Genomic DNA, 23,353 nt, shown 5'->3' on the forward strand with positions numbered 1-23,353 from the left:
AAAAATTGTCTCTTACTAAAGCAAGTCGTCCCAAAGTTGGACTGTGCATGATTGTCAAAAATGAGGCACAAGTCATTGAGCGATGTCTCAAGTCTGTCATGCATGTTATCGATACATGGACGATAGTGGACACGGGATCTACAGACCGGACCTGTGAACTCATCGGTAATACGATGAAAGATATTCCTGGCGAACTACATCATAGAGCCTGGAAAGACTTTGCGCATAATCGTTCGGAAGCTATTTTTTTAGCACAAAAAAACTGTGATTATCTTTTTGTGATCGATGCAGACGAAGTACTGGTTATTCAAAAAGCATTTGAGCTTCCAGTTTTGAATGCAGCAGCCTATTCAGCTACTATTCTTCATGGAAGTCTTCGTTATTCACGCACCTGCTTGATTTCCACTAAACATTCGTGGCGTTATAAAGGTGTGCTTCACGAACATCTGGAATGCGATGATGAATACAAGGTAGAACATATCAATGGATTCAATGTTTTGTATACCACGGAAGGTGCCCGCAGTAAAAATCCTAGGAAATATCATGATGATGCTGCTGTACTAGAAGCCGCATTGGTTGAAGAGCCGGATAATCTTAGATATATGTTTTACCTTGCACAAAGTTGGAGAGACGCCAAAGAGCCGGAAAAAGCATTGCTTGCATATCAAAAAAGAGCTGATTTCAAGGGATGGGCCGAAGAAGATTGGTATTCCCTTTACCAGGTTGCCAGATTAATGGATAAAACAGGAAAACCTGAATTTGATACGGTCAGCGCCTATTTAAAGGCGCACAAGGCACGCCCTGAAAGAGCCGAATCATTGATGTGGCTCGGTGTATATCTTCATGGTAAAGGAAGATGGTCAAATGCAAAAGCAATGTTTACGATTGCTGTAAAGATCCCATTTACAAAAGATCGATTGTTTGTCGAGAATGATTGCTATGTTTGGAGGCGTTACGATGAACTTGCACTCAGCTTGTATTACCAAAATGCCAAAGACCAGGCTAAAGGAATATGGGAAGTTCTTCTCAGGACTGGCCGAATACCAAAAGATCACAGGGATCGAATTAATTCGAATATCCAGTTTTGTGTAACTTAAAAACTTCTATTTTATTCTAATAATCAAAACTAATGATTCGATTTGAAAAAGTTGAGAACTTTGATTCTGTAAAAGTGTTTCAAGAATCGCCAGCTTCAATGGAGCATAATTCTGCTGAACTGCTCAGTCTGGATAATTTAAAAAATCAATGGATATTATCTGTTACTGATGACCGTGTAATACCTTTGAAGATTGAATGGTTGGATCAGGATTTCGCAGCCGAAATTAGGCAGCAGCAAATAGATGCGGTTATAGATTCGTATCCACAGAACATTTTGCTCAACACAGTAGAAGAATTGGTAAAGTCCGATTGTCTTGATAATTTGGTAGTTGCTCTCGATAAGCCTCGCGTCGAGCTGTACATCAGCCTGACAGATATGCGTTTGAGTCTGGACATGTATTCAGTTCAGAAAGTTTATCAGGCGAAAGCGGCTAACCAAGAGCAAAGATATAACACTTCACTAAAAGTTTTTTTCAAAGTTTTTAACATTGGCGAAATTGGTTTTTTAGAGTCTGGAAAAAGCACTACCCTATATATCCTGAGATGGATACTGAATAATATTGAATTGTTAAAAATGCAGGGTGTGACATCCCTGCTGATTGATGATTTCGAGGAGTCGGACGATCCTGATTTAGAAACAATTGTCGGGAAACTTGAAGCAATTCACAGTTGCGGGTTGCCATTGTGTTTTATACAATCAAATCCACTTCAAGTTGTTGGCATGAGTGAGCTTAACGGCATTATCTCGGTGTTTTCCCATGTCACTTTTGTGGTGCGGGGATTATTACCTGTAAGAAATAAATATCTCAATTGTTTTTCCGAAAAAAATTCACTTAAGAATATAAATAAGGAATATGATTTTGATCATAAAAGAAGAATTTCGCATAAAGTTAAAATAACTTCAAAGCTATTGTTTTTAGTAGATGAAGTATTTGATATTGCCATTGATGGCGATAAAATTCGCAAGATATTTAATCTTAAATTGGCGGGTCTGGAATCGTCGCAAATCGCAAAAATTCTTTCAGTTTCGGCATATCCAAAATTTCAGTCTGTAAAACAGAACGAGATGCAAAAAATCTATTCATGGAGGCCGGCTGTTGTTTTTGGCGTACTTGAAAAGTTTTATTTATTTGAAAGAAATTTGATAAAAAAAGAGCATGATAAATCATTTTCTGGATATTCTGGCATTGAATGTACCTTGCCTGAAGTTGTTCCCGAAAGTGTCTTTAGTCTGGCAATGCAGCCACTGTCTGACTTTAATTCAAGCGTCGATGGTGCTCAAATAAAAACATCGAATTTATTAATGAGTGTGATAAGGAACAGAATTTTTTGCGCTTGTGGTGCACATCAGGAATTTTTGCTTGATGCCATAGATAAAGATAAAGATATTGATTTCTATTTATCTCCATTGCACCCTCGCATTTGTGGTTGCCACGGCATGGCTGTGAATCAAAATGAATTCAAAGACTGTATGAAATTTGCTGTATTGGCGCTCGCTCTCAAGGGGCCTAGAACCAGCAACGGATTGGATATTGTAAATAATGAACTGGACTTGTTGGTTGACAACAGCAGTAAATTAATTAAAAATTTGTTCTCAAACCATGAGAAAAAGAAATGTGCCAATATCATTGATTCTTGCATTGGAATAATGGCAAGAAAAAGCAATTGGCTTTCAAGCTCTGAAATTGACTCCCGCCTCCGCCAATTTTGCGTATTTTTATGCAGGGATTATTTGGATAAGACGGAAGTAGTGGCATTCATGGAATTGACCCAGGAGTTGATTGCCTCTGTTCTTATTGATGTACACACTGGTTTTATGAAGCTTTACTGGTCTCACAGCTTGACAGTTTCAGATATAAAAGTTGGTGTAATAGTAAAAAGTAAAACTGGGATTGCAGTATTGAATTCATTTGACAAGGGTCAATTTGATCTATCTTTTACCAGCAAATAATATTTAAATTTATTTAATGGCATATCAAGAATACGGTTCTAGTAAATTTAAAACAAGCTTTGGTGGCTGAGGATAGATATTTGTATACAGATAATTCTGTAAATTTTATATAGTTTTATCATGTCGATCCTGTGTTCGGCGTAATGTTTTTATAACAAACCAGGCCGCCCATGAAACCAAAATTTGTTCGTACCTTTGTCATGATCTCGGTTGCCATCGTTATGGTGGGTTGTGCTTCACAGAACGACAAAACTGAAAAATCCAGAGAGAAAACGATAGTCACTTATTTTTCGAGCAAAGCCAAGTCTGTGTTTGTACCGGTCGTGGTTCCTGTTGCGAAAAAGGAAGCCGTTGTTCAGGGAATTGTTTATTTTGATTTTGACAAACACAATATAAAGCCCGAATTCAATCAGGTTTTAGAAGATCACGCCCGCATCTTGCGCACCAATCCGCTGGTGATTGCCTCGGTGGAAGGGCATACCGATGTATTCGGCACGAATAGCTATAACCAGCCCCTGGGGCTTGTACGTGCCAACGAGGTCCGCAACGCGCTGATCAGGCTCGGTGTTCAAGAGCAACAGTTGAAACCGGTCAGTTTAAGTTTTTACCAACCCGCTGTTGCAGGTCTCGATGCAGAATCGCGCGCTTTGAATAGACGAGCCGAGATAGCTTACGAAGACTTGCGTTGAATTGATTGGGAAACTTCGGCTGATCCGAGTGGCGCGTACTGCTAATGCGTCACTCACAACTTGCCGCGCTCACTGCTTTGGCAATGCCATCACCGTCTTCAAGGCTTGCGTGATGTCATCGCGCAGCAAGGACCATTGCGGTCCGCTTTCAAAGACAAAGCGCTGGTTCACTTCCAGTTCAATGCCCACGTACTGAACCTGTCCATGGCGCTTGCGCAAAAGCGCAGTGAGACCGTCGCCCTTGCCCTGGTAGGGGTAGTTGCGCCGCAGTCTCAGTTCGGGTCGGCGTTTTTGCAAAGCGTTCAGCCAGCACGTTGCCAGCGCACCTTCACCCGCGCGTCCGGGGTCGTAGAGCCAGGCCACATCGGCCTGGCGCACCACGCCATTCAGCTCGGGCGTGAAACTGTGCGAAGCAATATGGACAACGCGCCGGCCCCTGGCAATCAGCCGGGCGACTTCACCTTCAACCGTGTCGCGGTGCGGATGGTAATGCTGGGTGGCAATGGCGCGCCGGTCGGCTGCCGGCAAGTCGCGCGTGGCTTCCGAGTGCAATTGCCGGTGGCCGATGGAACGGTTCAGGTCGATCAGCAGGCGTGTGGTGGTGGCCCCGAACAGTGGCGCTTCCAAGGCATCAGCCATCTGCCGGGCCAGTTCAAGCGCACCCGGGTCCCAGCCGCGATGGGTGTCCAGCAAGGACTCGTGACCGATGAACAATGCCGCGTAGGCAGACGGCACCTCGCGCCCGCCATGCTCGCAAGTGATGACCAGCGCATCACCGGCCGGCGTGTCAGTGACAGGCAGCGGGGTCACACTGTGCTGAGGGCGTTGCCATGCGCATCGACTTCATAAGTCGTGACCTCAAACTTTTTCAGGGTGTTTGGCCCGAAAGCCATCGTTAACGGCACGTCGCCCGCATCGCGGCCGCGCGCCATCACGACGCGGCCGATGCGTGGCGTGTTGTGGCGCGCGTCGAAGGTGTACCAGCGGCCGCCCAAAAAGACCTCGAACCAGGCGCTGAAGTCCATCGGGTAAGGCACTGGCGCAATGCCGATATCGCCCAGGTAGCCGGTACAGTAGCGCGCCGGAATATTCATGCAGCGGCACAGCGTCACCGCCAGGTGCGTGAAGTCGCGGCACACGCCAGTGCCTTCGCGCCAGCCTTCAACGGCGGTGCGCGTGGCGCGCGCGGCGCTGTAGTTGAAATGAATATGGTTGTGCACATAGTCGCAAATCGCCTGCACGCGCGCCCAGCCGGCGGGCGCCTGGCCAAACTGGTTCCAGGCGAACTGGAGCAATTCACTGTCCACCTCGCAATAACGGCTGGGCAGCAGGAACTGCAGCGTGGCCGGGGGCAGTTCGGTCGGGTCATGCTGCCGGGCAGACCAGTCCACCTCGTCGGGCAAGCCGGAATCGCGAATGATGGACTGGCTGTGAAAGCGCACCTCGCCGACGCCGGCCGGCGCATTGACACGGCCGCAGCGGTTGCCAAAGGCGTCCAGGTATTCGTCAACCAGCAAGTGGGGCTCGGTCAGCACGATCTCGGGCGCCAACAGGTCGTCACGCCGCGACGGGTGCACATGCAGCACATACACAAGCGCCATGGGCGACGTGATGGCCAGCTGGATGTCGAAACCAATTTTGATGTACATAGGATTTGCCGCCAGAAAGTGTTTGGGCGTGGTGATGTCTTACCGGTTTTCCCAAGTTTCCTGCCAGCAAGTATGGTGCCAGCCCCTGGGCCAGGCTTATCGTCTCTGGCCCCGTGCAGGCGTCAGAAACGGGAGGATATCGGACAGGGAAAATCCTTGGGACGCTGACCGCTCTTGCAGAGAGTTTTTGCCTTGAACTATTTTGGTGCAGGGCTGAGTGCATGCTGCGTTGCCAGACGCCATGCGGCGCCCCGGTATGACGCCCGCCAGACTTGCGGCAGGAAACTCACGGCCGTCAAAAAAGCCGCCAATAAACTGCCAAGGATGGCCAGGTTCAGCGGCTGCCTTCCTTGACGGCCCAGTCCACCAGTGCTTCAAGCGCCGGCCGCGCCGCTGACGCATTGGCATGGTTGATGATGCCGACCACGACCAGGCGTCGGCCGCTGGGCGTGTGCACGTAGCCGGCCAGCGCGGTGACGCCCTGCAGCGTGCCCGATTTCAGGTGCGCCCAGCCCTGCGACACCTGCGAACGGCTGCGCCTGAGCGTGCCATCGACGCCGGTGATCGGCAGCGACGCCATCAAATCGGGCATGGCGCCCGACACGTACGCGGTCTGCAGCATGCGCGCCAAGCCCTGGGGCGTGACGCGTGCTGACCGCGACAGGCCTGAGCCGTTGTCGGGCACCGGCACATCCGCTGCGCCATTTGGCGCGCCGAAGCGCGCCATCCACCAGCCGCGCACCGCCTCGCGCGACGCCTCGTTGCTCGCACCGCCGGGTTGCTGCAGGCTGAGTGTCAGGAACAGCTGCTGCGCCATCACGTTGTTGCTGAACTTGTTGATGTCGCGGATCACCTCAGCCAGCGGCGGCGATTCCATTTCAAAGACGGGTTTCAGGCCGGACGGCGCGGCGCCCTCGCGCACCCGGCCGCCCAGCCGGCCGCCCATTTCCTGCCACATTCCGGCAATCGCCCGACCGGCATAGCGGGCCGGGTCGGGGTAGGCGATGGCCCAGGACTTTTCGCCGCAGGCCACCGGATAGTTGCCGGCAAATGCCATGCGCAGCGGGTCGGCCAGGTCGGGTTGAAGCTGCGCCCGGTAATCGCCGCAATCGCCCAGCGTGGCCCGGCCGTTGCTGCCTGCCGAGAGCGGCACGCTGGCCTGCATCTGTACGCCGGCCAATGGCGGGTCGTAGCGAATGCTGGCGCTGCCATTGCCCGGATTCGGCACGAAGGTCATCACCACCGACTTGTAGTTCACCAGCAGCGCATCGGGCTGGACGTTGTACGGGCGCAGCGCCTCGCCGTCGAAGTCGCCGGGGTTCTGCGTGGACGCGGCAAAGGCGCTGCCGTCAAGCACGATGTCGCCGCCGATGGTCTTGATGCCCAGGCCCTGCACCCGGCGCAGCAGCAGCCAGAGCCGCTCCATCACCAGCTTGGGGTCGCCCCCGCCCTGGATGATCAGGTTGCCGTTCAGCACGCCGCCGGCAATCGGGCCATCGGCATAAACCGGCGTGGTCCAGGTGTAGGCCGGGCCGAGCAGTTCCAGCCCGGCATAGGTCGTGACCAGCTTCATGACGGATGCCGGATTCATGGCGCTGCCTGAGCGGTAACTAAGCAGCGGCGCAGCTTGGCCGTTCAGGGCCGGCGCGGCATCGACGACCACGGCGGCAAAGGCTTCGCGCGGCACCTTGGCGCGCGCCAGCAGGGCCTCGACCTCGGGCGGCAGGGATTGGGCGCTGGCGCTAAAGCCGATCAGCGCGACCAGCCCGGCCAACAGGCCTTGGCTCAGGCGGGCGTTGCAGCCGGGGTGGACGCGGGTGTGAGGAGTCGCATTGCGGGACGGGAAAGAAAAAAGCATGCGCAATTCTCGCGCCATGCTGGCGCATTGGTTAGGTTTCGGGCGTAAAAATAAGGGTGTTCCATTCGGGCGCGCGTGAACCGTCGCGGGGATTCCAATTTGCACCCAGCCCGCCAGCAGCCACGCCTGGAACGCACGACGACAGGAACACGCTGCGCCTTGACATGCCTTGATGCGGATTTACGCGCCACCCTGCCCGAACTGCTGGCGCAGCGCTTCAACGCGCTTGCGGTTCGCGCCCATGTCGCCCTGGCCCAACCGGCTCGCAGAGCGCACCTGGATCACGCCTGCAGGCTCGTCGAGCAGGAATTCCAGATCGTCAGTGAACCCCAGTAACTGGGTCTTGCACTGCGCGTAAAGGTAGGCCGGCTCACGGGTGACCACGGTGGTGCGCGGCATGTTGCTGACGATGCCCGCAAGCCGTGCCATTGCGGCCTGGCCGTCGCCGGTGTAACTCAGCGGCGCCACCTCTGCATGAGCGCGCTGCGGGTTGTCCGGGTAAAGCGCTGCCTGGCTTGAAACGCTATTGGGCGTGAGCGACGGCGGCTTGAGCCTGTGCTGGCGCACGCCAAGATCGCCCGGCGCCTGGCCCGCCAAAAATCCAAGCTGCCCTGCACCCAGCAGCAAAACGGCCAATGTCACCAGCAGGACTGCAATGTAGCCAATAATTTTCATGGAGGTATTCTTTAGAAGCGTTTGACGTGTGCTCGCCGCAGCGACAGCGAGTATCAAGCCTGACAGGGTAAGCCAAGGGCTGCTGGCTGAGGGACGATGGCGCCGAAAGCGCAGCGAAAAAAGCACCGTGCCATTATGGGCTGGCCGGGCGGCGCGGCAGGCCGGATAATCGCGGGGTGCGTGGCGCCGGCCGTTTGCGGGCTGGCGCACCGCCTTTGCTTATTTACTACGATTTTGATAGCTACTTGCGCATGTCCCAACTGCGTAAACGCCTTATTTGATGCCTAAACCTCTTAAATTCCTCGCGTTTGACACCAGCACCGACCGCCTGTCGGTGGCCGTGACCGACGGCGCGCGCGTCTGGCAGCACAGCGGCCCGGGCGGCGCGCAAGCCTCGGCCACCTTGATCCCGGCGATCATGGCGTTGCTGGCCGGGTCGGGCATGGCGCTGGGCGAGCTCGACGCGATTGCCTTTGGCCGGGGGCCGGGTTCCTTCACCGGGCTGCGCACGGCGTGTGCGGTGGCGCAGGGACTGGCCTTTGGCGCCAACCACGGCGCAGGCATTGCGGTGCTGCCCATCGACACGCTGATGGCCGTGGCCGAGGAGGCGCGCTTTCAGCGCGACGGGGCCCTGGCGGAAAGTGACGCGCCCCTGAGCGTCCTGGCGCTGCTCGATGCCCGCATGGACGAGATGTATGTGCAGAGCTATGAATTCAGGAGCGGCTTATGCATTTCCATCAAGGGCTGCGAACTGATCCGTCCAGAAAACCTGGTGCCTGGCGCTGCGCCGCAGCTGCTGGCCGGCAATGTGTTCGGCGTGTATGCCGGCCGGCTGCCCGCAGCGTTGGCCGCGCTGGAGTGCAGGGAGGCCTATCCGACCGCCACCGCATTGCTGCGCCTGGCGCCCGCACTGGCCGCTGCCGGCCAGTGCATCGATGCCGCGCAGGCGCTGCCGCTGTATGTGCGCGACAAGGTCGCCCAGACCACCGACGAGCGCGCCCAAGCCAAGGCGGCCGCGCAGGCCGCGACCCTCCCGCTGCCAAGCTGACAGGCCCTGCGCATGAACGCCGTCCTTCAACCCTTCCAGCCGCTCGAAGCCCGCTTTGAAGCCATCACGCCCGCCTGGCTGCCGGCGGTGCTGCAGGCCGAATACAGCGCTTACCTGCAGCCGTGGAGCGAGCGCAATTTCCTCGATTCGCTGCAGGCCGGCTACCAGGCGCAACTGCTGGCCGCCGGCCCGGTGGACCAGCCCGAGCTGCTGGGCTATTTTGTCGCCATGAAGGGCGTGGACGAGGTGCATCTGCTCAACATCACGGTGGTGCCCGCCTGCCAGGGCCAGGGCTGGGCGCGGGTGATGCTCGATGCGCTGGGCGTCTGGTCGCGCGGGCAGGGCGCGCAGTGGCTGTGGCTGGAAGCGCGCGTCAGCAACGCCCGCGCTCGGGCCGTGTACGAAAGCCATGGGTTTCGCCATGTCGGCACGCGGCGAAATTACTACCCGGCCAGCCCGGCGTCGCCCCGGGGCGAGGACGCCATCGTCATGAGCCTGAAATTGTGAATCCTGATGAAAAGCCGTCCCCCATGCGCTTGAACCTAGACACGCGCCAGCGCGCCATACTGCAGGAAATGGGCGTGCGCGTCTGGCAGCCTCTGGCAGAAGTGTCACCAGCTATAGAAATCATAGCTGTCAATGCAGAACTGGCAAGCGCAAAGCCCGGTTTTGGTCAAAATTTTCAGACGGACAGGGCTGTGTTGGATGCTGCACCGCCGCCGCCAGCAACCCGGCAGGCGGCGACGGCGCCCCAGCCCGCGCGCGCTGCCCCACCCGTGCCGCCACCCGCGCTCGCGCCTTCCGGCCACGCCTTCGAGGTCAGTGACCAGCCCGGCTGGCGACTGGGCCCGACGCAGCAGCTGTATGCCGAAACCGCACAGTCAGGCGGCGCGCGCTGGCTGGTGCTGGCGCAGGCGCCGCCGGCTGCGCTGCAGGCGCCGGCTTTTGAGGGCGATGCCGGCCGGCTGCTGGACAACATGCTGCGCGCTGCGCGGTTGAACAACGATGCCGGCGCCGTGCTGTTTGCGCCGCTGGTGCGCCAGAGCATCTCCGGCCCCATGGACGAATTCCTGGCCGCACTGGCCGCGCTGGTTGAACACGCGCAGCCCGATGTGGTGCTGGTCATGGGCCGGCTGGCCGCGCAGGCGCTGCTGGCGTCCAGCGAGCCCTTCGGCAAGTTGCGCGGCCAGCCGCATGTGCTGAACGGCTGTACCACCGTGGTGACGCATGACGCGCCCTACCTGCTGCGCTGCCCGCAGGACAAGGCCAAGGCGTGGGACGACCTGTGCCTGGCGATGGGCCTGGCAGCAAGCGCAGGGTGACTTTGCGCTTCTTACAATCAGTGCATGACCTTTCTTGACATGCTCGGCGCCGCAGAACGCCAGAACCAGTCCATGCTGTGCGTCGGGCTGGACCCCGACCCGGCGCGGTTCCCCGGAAAACTCAAGGGCGATGCCCACCGGATCTACGATTTTTGTGCCGCCATCGTCGATGCGACCGCCGACCTGGTGATGGCCTTCAAGCCGCAGATCGCCTACTTTGCCGCCCACCGCGCCGAAGACCAGTTAGAGCGCCTGATGGCGCACATGCGCCGCAGCGCGCCGCAGGTGCCCATCATCCTGGATGCCAAGCGCGGCGACATCGGCAGCACCGCCGAGCAATACGCCATCGAGGCCTTCGAGCGCTACGGCGCCGATGCGGTCACGCTGTCGCCCTTCATGGGCTTTGACTCGGTCGCGCCTTATTTGCAGTACCACGGCAAGGGCGCTTTTTTGCTCTGCCGCACCTCCAACCCCGGCGGCGACGACCTGCAAAGCCAGCGCCTGGCGTCGGTCGAAGGCCAGCCGCTGCTGTACGAACATATCGCCCGGCTGGCGCAAGGCCCGTGGAACCTCAATGGCCAGCTCGGGCTGGTGGTCGGCGCCACTTACCCGGCGGAAATTGAAAAGGTGCGCGCCATGGCGCCTTTGCTGCCGCTGCTGATCCCCGGCGTCGGCGCGCAGGGCGGCGACGCCGTGGCCACGGTCAAGGCCGGCTGGCGACCGGACGCGCCCATCATCGTCAACTCGTCGCGGGCCATTATTTATGCGTCCCAGGACGCCGACTTTGCCGTGGCTGCACGCGAGGCCGCGTGCAAGACACGTGACACGTTGCAGGCCGCACGGCCCTGACCTGCTGCCGCTTGACCGCCATGCAATTCAAGTGGCTGCAAGATTTCGTGGTGCTGGCGCAAACGCGCAGTTTCAGCCGCGCGGCCGAGTTGCGTTGTGTCACGCATCCGGCCTTTGGCCGGCGCATCAAAGCGCTGGAGGCCTGGGCCGGTACGCCGCTGATCGAGCGTGGCAACGGCCCTGTCACCCTTACAGCGGCTGGGGCCAGCTTGCAGGAAAACGCGCAGCAAATGGTTGGCAACCTGGACCACGCGCGCGGCGAGCTGCTTGACGCCGCCGGTCGCCAGGCCAGCACGGTGACGCTGGCGACGGGCCGCACGCTGGCGCGCACGCTGCTGGCCGACCTGCTGCAGCGCGTCAAACCGCTGCTGGCGCAGGGCGATCTGCGCATCCTGACCCGCTCGCTGACCGAGACAGCGCAAATGCTGGAGCGCGGCGAGGCCGACTTCATGCTGACCTACCATCACCCCCTGCTCGCATTGCGGCTCAACGCCAGGCAATACGCCCACTTCACGCTGGCGCAGGACAAGCTGGTGCCTGTGACGCGGGCCGATGCGCAGGGCCAGGGCCAATACCAATTCGGCGGAAATGCCGCGACACCCTATCTGGCCTATGGCGCAGCGCTGGCCCTCGGACGCCTGGTCGAAGACCATCTGGCCAACAATCCGCATGCGCCGCATTTGCAGCGCGTGATCGAATGCGACTCGGCCGACACGGTCTTTGAATATGCGCTCAGGGGGCTGGGCGTGGCGTGGCTGCCCTGGTCGACGGTTGCCGGTGTTTGCCAGTCGGGGCAACTGGCGGTGCTGGGCGACGGCCATCTGGACGTGCGGTTCGATGTGCGGGTTTACCGCGCCAAGCGGCGCATGAATGCGCTGGCCGAAGCGCTCTGGCAAGCGATGACGCAACACTGAGCGGCTCTGCCAAAACGGCCACAGCGTGTGCCAAAGCAGCACAGCGCAGGGAAATGGCGTCCTGATAATGAAAGTATTCAATCACTATCAGGAGCCAAATGACCGCTTTTATTTTTGCGCGCAAAGCTGTCCCTGCGCTGCTGGCTGGGGCCGTGGTGGCGCTTGCGGCATGGCCTGCAGCGGCACAACCCGATGACTATCCGAACAAGCCCATCACCATCGTGGTGGGCTATCCGCCCGGCGGCAGCACCGATTTGACCGGGCGCACGTTGGGGATAGAGCTGTCGCGCAGGTTGGGTGTGCCGGTGATCATCGACAACGTGGGCGGCGCTGGCGGTGCGATTGGTGCGCAAAAAGTCGCCAACGCTGCACCCGACGGTTACACCTTGCTGGCAGGTGCGAGCAACGAGATTGCCATCAGCCGGCTGGTCTCGGGCAGCGTCAAATACGAACTCAAGAATTTCACCCCCATCGGCCTGATTGCCACGCAGCCCATGGTGCTGGTCGCTTCGGCCCAATCCGGCGTCAAGACGGTGGACCAGTTCCTGAAAGTGGTGCAAGGCAATCCCGGCAAATACAGCTATGGCAGCTCCGGCGTCGGCACGGCGCTGCACCTGGCCGGTGAAATGGTGAAGGACCAGGGCGGCCTGTTCATGACCCATATTCCTTATCGCGGCGTGGCGCCGCTGCTCAACGACCTGCTGGGCAACAACATCGATTACGGCATTTTTGCCCTTTCCAGTGCCTTGCCGTACATTCGCAGCGGCAAGGTGATGGCGTTGGGCACCACAGAGTCCAAGCGCTCGGCAACGACCCCCGACATCGCGGCGCTGGCCGAAAACCCCAAGCTCAAAGGCATCGATATCAACCTCTGGTTTGCACTGATGGGCCCGGCGCAGCTGCCCGAGGCCGTGGCCAGCAAACTCAAAAAAGCCTTGAATGACGCGCTGCAAGCGCCTGAACTGCGCAAGAAGCTCGAAGACTCGGGCTCGACCGTTTCCACGCTCAAGGTGGACATGCCCAAGTTCCTGGCAGAGGAAACGGCCAAGTACAAAAAGATTGTTGAGTTTGCAAAGATCAAAGAATGACCACCCCGCTGCAATTTGACCTCTCCACGCCTGACCTCTCTGCCTGGCGCGCCGGCAACACCGGCACAGAAGGCGTCTGGCATTTCGACTCCGGCCTGCCCGGTCGCCATGTCCTGATCAGCGCGCTGATTCATGGCAACGAACTGTGCGGCGCTTGGGCACTCAAAGGCATGCTCGAAGCCGGTGTGCGGCCGCAACAGGGAAAACTGACGCTGGCATTTTGCAACCTCGCCGCGTTCGACCGCTTTGATGCGGGCAACCATGACGCGTCGCGTTTTGTGGACGAGGACCTGAACCGCCAGTGGTCAGCCGAGCGGCTGCAATCCAGTGACACCCAGGAGCGGCGCCGCGCCCGGGAACTCCAGCCTTTCGTTGCGCAGGCCGACTGGCTGCTGGACATCCACAGCATGCATGAGCCGGCCGCGCCGTTGCTGGTGGTGGGCATGCAGGCGCGCAACCTGGCGCTGGCGCGTGTGCTGCGCAGCCCCGGGCACATGGTGATTGATCCCGGCCATCAGGACGGCGTGCGCATGCGCGACCATGGCCGCTTTGGCGAGATGGACAGCGATGGCAGTGACAACGGCACGCGCTCGGTGCTCATCGAGTGTGGCTTTCATGGCGATATGTCCAGCCGCACCGTGGCGCAAGACATGTGTGTGCGTTTCCTGCAAGCAGCCGGAACGCTCCCAGGGGACGCATTGCAGCAGCTTTTGCCGGGTTGGCTGCAGGGCGATTGCGAACGCCAGTGGGCGCTCGAAGTGACCGGTCCGGTGGTGGCCCGGAGCGCAGACTTTCGTTTCACCCAGCCTTTTCAAGGACTTGAATGCATTGCCAAGGCAGGCACGGTGATCGGCTGGAATGGCTCAGAACCCGTGACCACGCCTTACGACGATTGCGTTCTGGTCATGCCTTCGGTGCGCCAGGCAAAACCCGGCGTCACCGTGGTTCGTTTCGCCCGCCGCCGTCCCTTGTGATGCGTTGACCGCTGGATGCCTGTCGTGACCAGGCAGGCAGGCAAGCCGTTACTGGTGTCAACGTCTGCCGGTCAAAAAGCCGCCAGGCAGGAAACGAAGCGCCTTGCTCAGTCCGTCCCGGCCACTGGCCGCGCGGTAGAGCAGGGCACTGCCCAGCGTCGAACCCGCCGTGCGCATTAAAAATGACCGGCTGCGGCGGGACGCCATCAGCACAGCGACACCAGCGCCGAGCACCAGCCAGTGCTCGCCGGGAAAACCGGGCCTGCTTTCGTCAAATTCCTTCACTTGTTTGAGCGTCGGAATTTTGGTGGGGATGGTTGGTTCATTTTGCATAAGGCCTTCAGCTTAGGCAGGCGGAAATTTCGTGCCTGTCGGACGAGGCCGCAAAAGCGTGTCTGCCACCGTCAGGCGCTAAACCCAAGCCTCAACGCTGCATGATCCGTCCCCCCAGCATGACGCAGGCCAGCGCCGCCACCAGCAGCGCAATGCCGGCCCACTGCCATGGCGTGACGGTCTCGCCCAGCACCCCCATGCCGGCGGCCAGTCCCACCACTGGCACGCCCAGGCCAAAAGGCGAGACACGGTTGGCCGGGTGGCGCCTGAGCAGGCCGGTCCACAGGCTGTAGCCCACCACCGTGGCCACCCAGCCCAGGTAGGCGATGGACAGCCAGCTGGTCCATCCTGCCTCAAGCCACTGCCAGCGCACCGCCGGGTCGTCAAAGGCCCACGACAGCGCCATGAAGGGCAGGATGGCCACGCCGCCACTCCAGACCACAAAGGCAATCGTCGAGTAGTGGCTGGAGACTTTGCGCAACTGCCGGGCCACGATGTTCGACGCTGCCCACATGGCGGCGGCGCACAGCGTCAGCGCAAAACCGGCGACCGTGGTGTCAACGGCTGCGCCCGGGCTGGCATAGTTGTAGCCAAAGCAAGCCAGACCCAGCGCCGCCAGCACCATGCCCGCCTGCAGCGGCCGGCTGGCGCGCTCCTGCAGCAGCACAAAACCAAACAGCGCGGTAAAAAATACCTGCGTCTGCAGCAGCACCGATGCCAGCGCCGCCGTCATGCCGATTTTCAGCGCGATAAACAGAATGCCGAATTGCCCAACCCCCTGGAACAAGCCGTACAGCACCACCCATTTCCACGGCACCTGCGGCGGCTTGATGAACAGCGCCAGTGGCAGCAAGGCGAAAGTGAACCGGGCGACGCCCAGCTGGAACGGAGTGAAGTCGTGCAGGGCGAATTTCATCGCGACAAAATTCACGCCCCACACCAGCACCACGACCAGCGCAGCCGCCAGATCACGGCCGCTCAGGCGCGCGGCGTTCAAGACTGACCGCCGCAGCGGGCAGGTGCAGGTGTAAAGATGCGCAGCGGCTGTGAAAAGGCGGGCATGGTGGGTGTAAAAATAGAGGTCGACAAAGGAAGTTCCGGAAGGTCGGCAGCAAGTCAATGGGCTTGCGGATTATTCCTCACCTGCGGTTATTGAATTGAGCAGTGAGGAGAGCATCGCTGAATTTCGTTTACAACGTGCGTGCAACCCAGGGTCTGCTGCATGGAAATTTGAACCGGAATGTCTGCAGGCCGTGGCGAATCTGCTAACCTTTTAAAAATTCAGCTACTTTTTTTGAAAGGTTCATTCATGTCCAACGACAGCCCCACCCTGGTTCAGACACAGGAACGACTGGTTTCCGCCATCCGCTCGGAAATATCCGACGCCGAAGAAACCTTGTCGGCCACGGCAGACCAGGCCGGAGAAAAGATGGCCAAGCTGCGCAGCCGCATTGAGAACCGCCTGCGTGAAGCCAAGTTCCGGCTGATCGATGCCGAAGAAGCACTGCTCGCCCGCACCCGCGAAGCCGCCCATGCCGCCGACGACTATGTGCATGAGTCGCCATGGACCGCCATTGGCGTGGCGGCAGGTGTCGGCGCGGTGCTGGGCCTGCTGCTGGGTCGGCGTCTGTAAAAAAAATCGGCAGTGCCTTGGCCGCCTGCCAGCCCTGCGCTGTGGGCCGTCGTCAGGAAAAAAGTCAAGGCCTGTGGCGTGTTGCGGACTTTTCCTGCCCCGGGCTTGATCCGGAGATCCGCAATTCATGACCCCAACGGGGAGAAGTCATGGTTCCCGGGTCAAGCCCGGGATGACAAGGGCTGATGTATTGCGCTTTAACCTGTAAAGCGACCTGAGTAGTAACAAAATTTGAGAAAATAATGCCTGTGGCGCTTGCCCAGTATGCATAACCCGCTATTTAATCAGGAGCATTTGACGCCGCTCTTGCAGGCAGGCACTGCCGGATCAGACCGTCCCGGACGCACGCTGGAAGCCTGACGACGCCTGCATCAGGCTCAGCGTATAAGGCTCGGTCACGCGGTGGGCAGCCAGGTCGCTGGACGCCACAACTTCTACCGTCTGGCCGCGCTGCATCACCATCAGCCGTTCGCATAAATGCGTCACCACCGCCAAGTCGTGGCTGACCATGATGAAGGTCAGGTTGCGGCGCTGGCGCAGGTCTTCGAGCAGGTTCAGCACCTCGGCCTGCACTGACGCATCGAGTGCCGACGTGGGCTCGTCCAGCAGCAAAATCTGCGGCTCCAGAATCAACGCCCGCGCAATGGCGATGCGCTGGCGCTGTCCGCCCGACAACTGGTGCGGGTAGCGAAAGCGAAAACCCTGCCCGAGTCCGACTTCATCGAGCGCGCGTTCAATGCGCGTTTCAGCGTCACCAATGCCGTGAATCGCCAGCGGTTCGGCCAGCAGCCGGTCCACCGTCTGGCGCGGGTGCAGCGAGCCGTACGGGTCCTGGAACACCATCTGCACACGGCGGCGAAACGCCTTGCTGCCGGGCGCATGGCTTGTGCTGTCGCCGGTCAGCTGCACCGTGCCCGATTCCTTAGGCGCCAGCCCGCAGATGGCGCGCAGCACCGTCGATTTGCCTGAGCCCGATTCGCCGACGATGCCGAAGCTTTCACCCGGCGCGACGCGAAACGACGTGTCGGCGACGGCGACGAAGCCGTCAAAACTGACGCGCAGGTGGCCAACGTCCAGGCCCAGGGATGTGTGCGTGCTCACAGCGCCCACTCCGGCCGGCGGTCCAGCGTTGCCAGCGGATGCGTGGACATGCCGAGTTGCGGCAAGCACGCCATCAACCCGCGCGTATACGGATGCTGCGCATGGGCCAGGCCGCCCGCCGCCAGTTTTTCCACCACGCGGCCGGCGTACATCACCAGAATGCGGTCGCAAAACGACGACACCAGCCGCAAGTCGTGCGACACCAGGATCAGGCCCATGCCGCGCTCGACCACCAGGGCATCAAGGATCGACAGCACCTGCAACTGCACGGTGACATCGAGCGCTGACGTCGGCTCGTCGGCAATCAAAATATCGGGCTCGGCAATCAGCATCATGGCAATCATCGCCCGCTGGCCCATGCCGCCCGAGACTTCGTGCGGATACAGCTTGTAGACGCGCTCCGCGTTGTCGATGCGCACCGATTCGAGCGCAGCCAGTGCGCGCTTTTTGGCTTCACGACTCGACACGCGGGTATGCGCCTGCAGCGTCTCGACAATCTGCGCGCCGATGGTCATGACCGGATTGAGCGAAAACTTCGGGTCCTGCAGCACCATCGCGATGCGCCCACCGCGCAAGGCCCGGCGCTGCTTGGGCGGGCAATTCAGCAGATCAACGCCGCCAAATTCAAGCCGCTTCGCCGAGATGCGGCCTTCGGGTGCGGTCAGGCCCAGAATGGCGCGGCCGGTTTGCGACTTGCCAGAACCCGATTCGCCGACGATGCCGAGTCGCTCGCGGCCCAGCGTGAACGACACGCCGCGCACGGCTTCGACCATGCCGCCGTCGCGTCCCGGAAACGCCACGCGCAAATCCTCGACGACCAGCAGGGGATTCGTGCTCATCTGGCAGCCTTCGGGTCCATCGCATCGCGCAAGCCGTCGCCCAGCAGGTTGAACGCCAGGCTGACGACAAAAATCGCCGCGCCGGGTGCCGCCGCCACCCACCACTGGTCGAGCACATAGAGCCGGCCGTTGGCAATCATCGCGCCCCATTCGGGCATCGGTGGCTGCGCGCCCAGGCCCAGAAAGCCCAGCCCGGCAGCGGTCAAAATGATGCCCGCCATGTCCAGCGTGACGCGAACAATCACCGACGACACGCACAGCGGCATGATGTGCCGCAGCACGATGCGCCACGGCGACGCGCCCAGCAACTGCACGGCGGCAATGTAGTCGGTCTGGCGAATCGTCAGCGTTTCGGCCCGCGCCATGCGCGCGTAGGGCGGCCAGGACGTGATGGCAATCGCGATCACCGCGTTTTCGATGCCGGGGCCGAGCGCGGCGACAAACGCCAGCGCCAGAATCAGGCGCGGAAACGCCAGAAAAATGTCGGTGATGCGCATCAAGCAGGCATCGACCAGCCCGCCCGCATACCCCGCCACGGTGCCGACCAGCAGCCCGAGCGGCGCGGCCAGCACGGCGACCAGCACCACCACGAACAGCGTGATGCGCGAACCGTGAATCAGCCGCGACAAAATGTCGCGCCCCTGGTCGTCGGTGCCCATCCAGTGCGCCCATGACGGCGGCAGCAGCCGCGTGGTGCGCAAATCACCGATATAGGCCGAGTAGGGCGCCAGCAAGTCGGCAAAGATTGCCACCAGAATCAGGGCCAGCACGATCACCAGCCCGACCATTGCCAGCCGGTTGCGCGCAAAGGTACGGCAGCCGCCGTAAGCCCGGCCCAGTGCCGCCTGGCGGCGCGACAGGGGCCGGTCCGACATCAACCACTGGTGCAGACTTTCAGGTTTTGAAAGCGTCGTCTCGTTCATCGCGTGCGCGTCCTCGGGTCCAGCAGGGTGTAGAGCAGGTCGGACAGCAAATTCAGGCCGATAAAGACCGAGCCCACCACGATGGTGCCGCCCAGCACCGCGTTCATGTCGGCGTTCTGCAGCGAGTTGGTGATGTACAGGCCCAGCCCCGGCCAGGCAAACACGGTTTCTGTCAGCACCGAGCCTTCGAGCAGGCCGGCATACGACAGCGCAATCACCGTCACCAGCGGCACCATGGCATTGCGCAGCGCATGGCGCCAGATGATGCGCGCCTCCGACAGGCCCTTCGCGCGCGCCGCCACCACGTATTCCTGCGCCAACTCGTTGAGCATGAACGAGCGCGTCATGCGGCTGATGTAGGCCAGCGAAAAGTAGCCCAGCAGCGACGCCGGCAAAATCAAGTGCGACAGCGCGTTGCCAAAAGCGTCCCACTCGCCCGCCATCGCGGTGTCCAGCAGCAAAAAGCCGGTGCTAGGGACCAGCGTGTATTCATAAACCACGTCGATGCGCCCCGGCCCGCCGACCCAGTCCAGCTTGGCGTAAAACAGCACCAGCCCCATCAGACCGAGCCAGAAGATCGGCACCGAATACCCCACCAGCCCGATGACGCGCACCACCTGGTCAACCAGCTTGCCGCGCCGCACTGCCGCCCACACGCCCAGCGGCACGCCCAGTCCCGCGCCGAACAAGATGCCCAGGCTGGCCAGTTCCATCGTTGCAGGAAAGGTGCGGCGAATGTCCTGCATCACCGGGTTGGCGGTCAGCACCGAGACGCCAAAATCGCCACTCAGCACCTTGCGCAGGTAGATGTAAAACTGCGTGTATAGCGGCTTGTTCAGCCCCATTTCCTCGCGCACGCGGGCCACCACATGCGGCGGCGCGTTGTCGCCGACCATCGCCAGCACAGGGTCGACCGGAATCACCCGGCCGATGAAAAACGTCACCGCCAGCAGGCCCAGGTAGGTGAGCCCAATCACCACCAGAAAGCGCCCGAGGGCCTTCAGGTGGCGGACGTGGTTTGAGGGGCGGGATGACTGGGCCGCAGACAGCGGCGCCGCGCCTAGGGTGAGGGAATCAGGAACTGCCAAAACTGCAAGTCGCCGGGTTAGCGCTTGGCGACCTTGAACATGTAGTTGGTGTCAAACGTGGGCCCAAGCTTCAGGCCGTCCACATTGCTGCGGTAGGCGGCGACTTCGGTCTGCTGGTACAGCATGATGAACGGGCTGGTCTTGCGGAATTCGGACTGCAGTTCTTCGTACATCGCCTTGCGCTTGCCGGCATCGCGCTCCAGCACGGCGGCATCCGATTGCTTGGTCAGCTCCGGAATCGCCCAGGCATTGCGCCACGACAGCGGCTTGGCCTTGGCGTCGTCGGCGTTGTCGGGGTTACGGGTGAAGGTGTCGGCGTTTGAGTGCGGGTCCCAGTAGTCAGAGCCCCACTGGCCGATGTACATGTCGTGCGTGCGGCCCCGGTACTTGGTCAGCACCTGCTTGCCGTCGCCGGGAATGATTTCCACCTCAATGCCCGCCAGCTTGGCGCTCTGCTGGAAGGCTTCTGTGATGCCCTGCACCGGCTGAACGGTGCGCATGTCAATCGTCACCTTGAAGCCGTTCGGCACACCGGCCTTGGCCAGCAGCGCCTTGGCCTTGGCCACGTCAAGCTTGTACGGGTTGTCCTTGCTCGCGCCCAAGAGGCCGATGGGCAGGAAGTTCTGGTGCACCACGCCGATGTTCTTGATCAGCGTGTCGCCGATGGCCGAATAATCGACCAGCCATTTCAGGGCTTCGCGCACCTCGGGCTTGGCCAGCGTCGGGTTTTTCTGGTTCAGGCTGATGTAGTACACCGTGCCTTTGGGCGCCGAAGTGAGCTTGATGTCCTTGTTGGTGCTGACGGCGGCAATGTCTTGCGGACTCAGGTTGCGGGCAATGTCGATGTCGCCTTTTTCCAGCAGCAGGCGCTGGGTGGCCGCCTCCTTGACATGGCGGTAGATCACGCGGGCCATGGGCGGCTTGGGGCCGTGGTAGTTGTCATTGCGCTCCAGCGCCACGATCTCGTTGGCCCGCCACTCGCGCAGCTTCATCGGGCCGGATCCAGCGTAGTTGGTTTTCAGCCAGCCGTAGCCCCAGTCGCCGCCTTGTTCCTTGGTCAGCAGCAGTTTCTTGTCGACAATGGCGCCGATGTTGGCCGTCAGGCAGTTAAGCACGAAGGTCGGCGCATACGCCTTGTCGGTCTCCAGCGTCAGGCTCAGGGGGCCGGTGGCCTTGATTTTCTCCTTGACGTTGTCCTTGCTGAAGCCAAACTGCGTCAGGATGAAGGCCGGCGACTTGTCCAGGCTGACCGCCCGGTGCAGCGACCAGGCCACTTCGTCCGCCGTCAGCGCATTGCCGGAGGCAAACTTCAGACCGGGCTTGATCTCGAAGGTGTAGGTCTTGCCATCCGGGGACACGGCCCAGGACTTGGCCACATCGCCGATCAGCTTGGACGGGTCGTTCACATCGAGCCGCACCAGCCGGTCGTAGGTGTTGCCCATGACTTCGCCGGCTGACAGCTCAAACGCTTCTGCGGGGTCCATCGTGATGATGTCGTCAAACGCAAAGGCCACCACCAGTGTGTCCTTGGGCGTGGCGGCCAGCGCAGCCGCGCCGTGGCACAGCAGCAGCCCGGCCGCAGCGGTGGCGCACAGCACGCGGCGGGACAGCGGAAAAGAGGGAAGTGACGAAGTGGCCAAGATGAATTCCTTTGCGTGGGTCAACCGGTGTCGAACGAATGTTGATCGTACTGCAAAGGATGCAGGAATCATGCCTGCAAGCTTCTCGAATTTACCGTAGCGTGCTATTTAAAATATAGCTGAAAACGCTTGCCAGTATTGCGCTAAAGCCCTAAAATTTGTCAAAGTTTGACCGCACATCTCGTTGGGACTGCCAGCGCTGGGTTTTCTTCCTTGGTCACCAGCCAGATGCCCATGCACACCAGTCCCAGCGCAGCGACGTTTTTCCACTCCAGGATTTTCTCGTCCAGGAACAGCGCCGACAGCACGGTGCCGAACGCCGGAATCATGAAATTGAATGCCGTCACCATGCTGACCCGGTTGTACTTCAGCAAGAGGGTTCAGAGCGAAAACGCGGCGGATGAAAAAATCACCAGATAAGCCAGCCGGCGTTCAGCGGCCCAGTTCCCGCAAGTAACTGGCGCGCGCCTCAAGGGCGGTGTCGGGGAAGTCGCTGAACACGCCGTCCAGTCCCAGGCGGTAAAACTGCAGGTACTCGGCCTTCGGATCCTTGTTGTAGTCAAAAGCCAGGCGGCGCTGTTCGTTGCGAAAGGTGTAGGCATGCACGAACAGGCCGGCCTTGTGGGCGTCGGCAATCAGCGTGGTGGGCGGTTGGCTGCTGGCGTCGTTGTAGTTGACCTTGCCATCGCCGTTGACATCGCGCAGGTTGCCGGCCGCGTCCAGCGCGCCCTTGACCGGCACGATGTAGGGCTTCCACGGACCGATGCCGTCGGCGTAGGTCTTGATTTCAGCCAGGCCCGCCGGCGTGACCATGGCACTGAACAAGCGGGTGTCGCCGCTCAGCGTCCAGTCATAGGGGCGGTCATAAGGTGCGGCGTAGGTCAGTTTGCCGGTTTTCAGGTCGTAGTCGTCTGCATCGATCAACTGGATGAGCTTGGCCTGCAAGCCCTTGGTTTTCATCTCTTTCAGGCTGCCAGGCTCAAAGCTTTGAACATAGACCGGCGAGGTCTTGTTGTTCCAGCCGGCGGCGGTGATGGCCGCGATGAGCTTGTCTTCCAGTGGCAGCCCCAGGGCGCGGTGGTAGCTTGGGTTCTTGGTTTCGGGGTAGACGGCAATCGTGCGGCCCAGTTGCGTGCTGCGGGTTTTGACCAGGTCGATCAATTCCTGGAAGGTGATGACCTTGAACTTGCCGTTGTTGCTCTGGTCGCGCTCGCTGTCGGTGATCAGGGCGCCCAGTGTCTTGATCTCGGCCAGTGTGAAGTCGCTGGCAAACCAGCCCGTCTGGGTTTCGCCATCGACTGTCGTGGTTTTTTTTCGGCTGGCAAATTCGGGGCGTTTGGCGACATCGGTGCTGAAGTCCAGGTTCGGGTCGTGCCGGGCAATCAAAACGCCGTCTTTGGTGGAAACGAGGTCTGGCTCGACCACGTCGGCACCCAGGTCAATGGCACGGGCATACGCCTCAAGCGTTTCTTCAGGCAGTGCGCCCGAGGCACCCCGGTGCGCAATCACCAGCGGCTGCACATTGGCCAGGGTTTTGAAGGGTTGCACTGCGGGCAGGGGGTCGTCGCCACCGCCGCAAGCCGACAGCGCCAGCAGCATCGCGCTGGCCGTCACGGACAGCTTGAGGTAATTTGTCTGGGCAAAAAAGGTCATCAAAATCTCCCATGGTATGAAATACAGG

General features: G+C 59.9%; 23 protein-coding genes and 1 pseudogene. 11 read left to right on the forward strand and 13 right to left on the reverse strand.

Annotated elements, in window-relative coordinates:
• Positions 1 to 5: 5 nt before the first annotated feature.
• The 3 genes from H4V98_RS03810 to H4V98_RS03820 all read left to right on the forward strand — a co-directional run bounded on the left by H4V98_RS03810 (position 6) and on the right by H4V98_RS03820 (position 3,738).
• Positions 6 to 1,097, forward strand: a complete 1,092-nt coding sequence (locus H4V98_RS03810; RefSeq protein WP_280757287.1) for a glycosyltransferase — start codon at positions 6 to 8, stop codon at positions 1,095 to 1,097.
• A gap of 32 nt (positions 1,098 to 1,129) precedes the next feature.
• Positions 1,130 to 3,049, forward strand: coding sequence for a hypothetical protein (locus tag H4V98_RS03815; RefSeq protein ID WP_280757288.1), 1,920 nt, complete (start codon positions 1,130 to 1,132; stop codon positions 3,047 to 3,049).
• Positions 3,050 to 3,219: 170 nt separating this feature from the next.
• Positions 3,220 to 3,738 (forward strand): OmpA family protein, encoded by a 519-nt coding sequence (locus H4V98_RS03820; protein WP_196864721.1) that lies wholly within the window; start codon positions 3,220 to 3,222, stop codon positions 3,736 to 3,738.
• A 69-nt stretch (positions 3,739 to 3,807) separates the two neighbouring features.
• Here the strand turns inward: H4V98_RS03820 and H4V98_RS03825 are convergent, their stop codons facing one another.
• The 4 genes from H4V98_RS03825 to H4V98_RS03840 form a co-directional block, all read right to left on the reverse strand.
• Positions 3,808 to 4,548, reverse strand: a complete 741-nt coding sequence (locus H4V98_RS03825; protein WP_280757289.1) for an N-formylglutamate amidohydrolase — start codon at positions 4,546 to 4,548, stop codon at positions 3,808 to 3,810.
• The gene (locus tag H4V98_RS03830) at positions 4,545 to 5,387 is read right to left on the reverse strand and encodes a transglutaminase family protein (protein WP_196864722.1); all 843 of its coding nucleotides are present in this window, start codon (positions 5,385 to 5,387) and stop codon (positions 4,545 to 4,547) included. Before H4V98_RS03830 ends, H4V98_RS03825 begins: the two co-directional genes overlap by 4 nt.
• Positions 5,388 to 5,721: 334 nt before the next feature.
• A complete protein-coding gene (gene dacB / locus H4V98_RS03835) occupies positions 5,722 to 7,245 on the reverse strand; it encodes a D-alanyl-D-alanine carboxypeptidase/D-alanyl-D-alanine-endopeptidase (protein ID WP_196864723.1) in 1,524 nt (507 codons plus the stop codon).
• Between the two features lie 180 nt (positions 7,246 to 7,425).
• On the reverse strand, positions 7,426 to 7,920 hold the full coding sequence (locus H4V98_RS03840; RefSeq protein WP_196864724.1) for a DUF1499 domain-containing protein: 495 nt from the start codon (positions 7,918 to 7,920) through the stop codon (positions 7,426 to 7,428).
• Between the two features lie 280 nt (positions 7,921 to 8,200).
• On the opposite strand from H4V98_RS03840, the gene tsaB reads away from it, so the two are divergent.
• The 7 genes from tsaB to H4V98_RS03875 all read left to right on the forward strand — a co-directional run bounded on the left by tsaB (position 8,201) and on the right by H4V98_RS03875 (position 14,115).
• Positions 8,201 to 8,968: a tRNA (adenosine(37)-N6)-threonylcarbamoyltransferase complex dimerization subunit type 1 TsaB gene (tsaB, locus tag H4V98_RS03845; RefSeq protein WP_196864725.1), complete on the forward strand. Its 768-nt coding sequence runs from the start codon at positions 8,201 to 8,203 to the stop codon at positions 8,966 to 8,968.
• A gap of 12 nt (positions 8,969 to 8,980) precedes the next feature.
• Positions 8,981 to 9,475, forward strand: coding sequence for a ribosomal protein S18-alanine N-acetyltransferase (gene rimI / locus H4V98_RS03850; RefSeq protein ID WP_196864726.1), 495 nt, complete (start codon positions 8,981 to 8,983; stop codon positions 9,473 to 9,475).
• 23 nt (positions 9,476 to 9,498) lie between these two features.
• The gene (locus H4V98_RS03855; RefSeq protein ID WP_196864727.1) at positions 9,499 to 10,290 is read left to right on the forward strand and encodes a uracil-DNA glycosylase family protein; all 792 of its coding nucleotides are present in this window, start codon (positions 9,499 to 9,501) and stop codon (positions 10,288 to 10,290) included.
• Between the two features lie 24 nt (positions 10,291 to 10,314).
• Positions 10,315 to 11,139: an orotidine-5'-phosphate decarboxylase gene (pyrF, locus tag H4V98_RS03860; RefSeq protein WP_196864728.1), complete on the forward strand. Its 825-nt coding sequence runs from the start codon at positions 10,315 to 10,317 to the stop codon at positions 11,137 to 11,139.
• 20 nt (positions 11,140 to 11,159) lie between these two features.
• Positions 11,160 to 12,053 (forward strand): LysR family transcriptional regulator, encoded by an 894-nt coding sequence (locus H4V98_RS03865; protein ID WP_196864729.1) that lies wholly within the window; start codon positions 11,160 to 11,162, stop codon positions 12,051 to 12,053.
• A gap of 98 nt (positions 12,054 to 12,151) precedes the next feature.
• Positions 12,152 to 13,141, forward strand: a complete 990-nt coding sequence (locus tag H4V98_RS03870) for a tripartite tricarboxylate transporter substrate binding protein (RefSeq protein WP_196864730.1) — start codon at positions 12,152 to 12,154, stop codon at positions 13,139 to 13,141.
• Positions 13,138 to 14,115: a succinylglutamate desuccinylase/aspartoacylase family protein gene (locus tag H4V98_RS03875; RefSeq protein WP_196864731.1), complete on the forward strand. Its 978-nt coding sequence runs from the start codon at positions 13,138 to 13,140 to the stop codon at positions 14,113 to 14,115. Before H4V98_RS03870 ends, H4V98_RS03875 begins: the two co-directional genes overlap by 4 nt.
• Before the next feature lie 57 nt (positions 14,116 to 14,172).
• Here H4V98_RS03875 and H4V98_RS03880 read toward each other — a convergent pair whose 3' ends face one another.
• Together H4V98_RS03880 and H4V98_RS03885 are read right to left on the reverse strand one after the other, a co-directional pair.
• Positions 14,173 to 14,448 (reverse strand): hypothetical protein, encoded by a 276-nt coding sequence (locus H4V98_RS03880; RefSeq protein WP_231374895.1) that lies wholly within the window; start codon positions 14,446 to 14,448, stop codon positions 14,173 to 14,175.
• Between the two features lie 91 nt (positions 14,449 to 14,539).
• On the reverse strand, positions 14,540 to 15,445 hold the full coding sequence (locus H4V98_RS03885) for an EamA family transporter (RefSeq protein ID WP_231374896.1): 906 nt from the start codon (positions 15,443 to 15,445) through the stop codon (positions 14,540 to 14,542).
• Positions 15,446 to 15,757: 312 nt separating this feature from the next.
• On the opposite strand from H4V98_RS03885, the gene H4V98_RS03890 reads away from it, so the two are divergent.
• Positions 15,758 to 16,081 carry a DUF883 family protein gene (locus tag H4V98_RS03890; RefSeq protein ID WP_196864732.1) on the forward strand — a complete coding sequence of 108 codons (324 nt, stop codon included), beginning with the start codon at positions 15,758 to 15,760 and terminating at the stop codon, positions 16,079 to 16,081.
• A gap of 327 nt (positions 16,082 to 16,408) precedes the next feature.
• On the opposite strand, the gene H4V98_RS03895 is transcribed toward H4V98_RS03890, so the two are convergent.
• The 7 genes and pseudogenes from H4V98_RS03895 to H4V98_RS03925 all read right to left on the reverse strand — a co-directional run bounded on the left by H4V98_RS03895 (position 16,409) and on the right by H4V98_RS03925 (position 23,325).
• Complete coding sequence (locus tag H4V98_RS03895) at positions 16,409 to 17,182, reverse strand: ABC transporter ATP-binding protein (protein ID WP_196864733.1); 774 nt, start codon at positions 17,180 to 17,182, stop codon at positions 16,409 to 16,411.
• Entirely contained in the window at positions 17,179 to 18,021 is an 843-nt protein-coding gene (locus tag H4V98_RS03900) for an ABC transporter ATP-binding protein (protein ID WP_196864734.1), read from the reverse strand. Before H4V98_RS03900 ends, H4V98_RS03895 begins: the two co-directional genes overlap by 4 nt.
• Entirely contained in the window at positions 18,018 to 18,944 is a 927-nt protein-coding gene (locus H4V98_RS03905; RefSeq protein ID WP_280757290.1) for an ABC transporter permease, read from the reverse strand. The genes H4V98_RS03900 and H4V98_RS03905 overlap by 4 nt, the downstream gene beginning before the upstream one ends.
• Positions 18,941 to 19,993, reverse strand: a complete 1,053-nt coding sequence (locus H4V98_RS03910) for an ABC transporter permease (protein WP_196864759.1) — start codon at positions 19,991 to 19,993, stop codon at positions 18,941 to 18,943. Before H4V98_RS03910 ends, H4V98_RS03905 begins: the two co-directional genes overlap by 4 nt.
• 56 nt (positions 19,994 to 20,049) lie before the next feature.
• Positions 20,050 to 21,672: an ABC transporter substrate-binding protein gene (locus tag H4V98_RS03915; RefSeq protein ID WP_196864736.1), complete on the reverse strand. Its 1,623-nt coding sequence runs from the start codon at positions 21,670 to 21,672 to the stop codon at positions 20,050 to 20,052.
• 161 nt (positions 21,673 to 21,833) lie between these two features.
• Positions 21,834 to 22,097, reverse strand: a pseudogene (locus H4V98_RS03920) (EamA family transporter); the annotation flags it as partial.
• 7 nt (positions 22,098 to 22,104) lie between these two features.
• On the reverse strand, positions 22,105 to 23,325 hold the full coding sequence (locus H4V98_RS03925; protein ID WP_196864737.1) for a glycerophosphodiester phosphodiesterase: 1,221 nt from the start codon (positions 23,323 to 23,325) through the stop codon (positions 22,105 to 22,107).
• Between the last annotated feature and the right edge of the window lie 28 nt (positions 23,326 to 23,353).

Source organism: Polaromonas sp. CG_23.6, assembly GCF_029892315.1.
Classification (GTDB): domain Bacteria; phylum Pseudomonadota; class Gammaproteobacteria; order Burkholderiales; family Burkholderiaceae_C; genus Polaromonas.

What these genes read in the sequence shown, in the direction of transcription:
- tsaB (WP_196864725.1), top strand. Translation starts at nt 8,201, where the DNA reads ATGCCTAAACCTCTTAAATTCCTCGCGTTTGACACCAGCACCGACCGC.
- H4V98_RS03865 (WP_196864729.1), top strand. Translation starts at nt 11,160, where the DNA reads ATGCAATTCAAGTGGCTGCAAGATTTCGTGGTGCTGGCGCAAACGCGC.
- H4V98_RS03855 (WP_196864727.1), top strand. Translation starts at nt 9,499, where the DNA reads ATGCGCTTGAACCTAGACACGCGCCAGCGCGCCATACTGCAGGAAATG.
- H4V98_RS03875 (WP_196864731.1), top strand. Translation starts at nt 13,138, where the DNA reads ATGACCACCCCGCTGCAATTTGACCTCTCCACGCCTGACCTCTCTGCC.
- H4V98_RS03925 (WP_196864737.1), bottom strand. Translation starts at nt 23,325, where the DNA reads ATGACCTTTTTTGCCCAGACAAATTACCTCAAGCTGTCCGTGACGGCC.
- pyrF (WP_196864728.1), top strand. Translation starts at nt 10,315, where the DNA reads ATGACCTTTCTTGACATGCTCGGCGCCGCAGAACGCCAGAACCAGTCC.
- H4V98_RS03900 (WP_196864734.1), bottom strand. Translation starts at nt 18,021, where the DNA reads ATGAGCACGAATCCCCTGCTGGTCGTCGAGGATTTGCGCGTGGCGTTT.
- H4V98_RS03880 (WP_231374895.1), bottom strand. Translation starts at nt 14,448, where the DNA reads ATGCAAAATGAACCAACCATCCCCACCAAAATTCCGACGCTCAAACAA.
- rimI (WP_196864726.1), top strand. Translation starts at nt 8,981, where the DNA reads ATGAACGCCGTCCTTCAACCCTTCCAGCCGCTCGAAGCCCGCTTTGAA.
- dacB (WP_196864723.1), bottom strand. Translation starts at nt 7,245, where the DNA reads ATGCTTTTTTCTTTCCCGTCCCGCAATGCGACTCCTCACACCCGCGTC.
- H4V98_RS03840 (WP_196864724.1), bottom strand. Translation starts at nt 7,920, where the DNA reads ATGAAAATTATTGGCTACATTGCAGTCCTGCTGGTGACATTGGCCGTT.
- H4V98_RS03830 (WP_196864722.1), bottom strand. Translation starts at nt 5,387, where the DNA reads ATGTACATCAAAATTGGTTTCGACATCCAGCTGGCCATCACGTCGCCC.
- H4V98_RS03870 (WP_196864730.1), top strand. Translation starts at nt 12,152, where the DNA reads ATGACCGCTTTTATTTTTGCGCGCAAAGCTGTCCCTGCGCTGCTGGCT.
- H4V98_RS03890 (WP_196864732.1), top strand. Translation starts at nt 15,758, where the DNA reads ATGTCCAACGACAGCCCCACCCTGGTTCAGACACAGGAACGACTGGTT.
- H4V98_RS03815 (WP_280757288.1), top strand. Translation starts at nt 1,130, where the DNA reads ATGATTCGATTTGAAAAAGTTGAGAACTTTGATTCTGTAAAAGTGTTT.
- H4V98_RS03905 (WP_280757290.1), bottom strand. Translation starts at nt 18,944, where the DNA reads ATGAACGAGACGACGCTTTCAAAACCTGAAAGTCTGCACCAGTGGTTG.
- H4V98_RS03820 (WP_196864721.1), top strand. Translation starts at nt 3,220, where the DNA reads ATGAAACCAAAATTTGTTCGTACCTTTGTCATGATCTCGGTTGCCATC.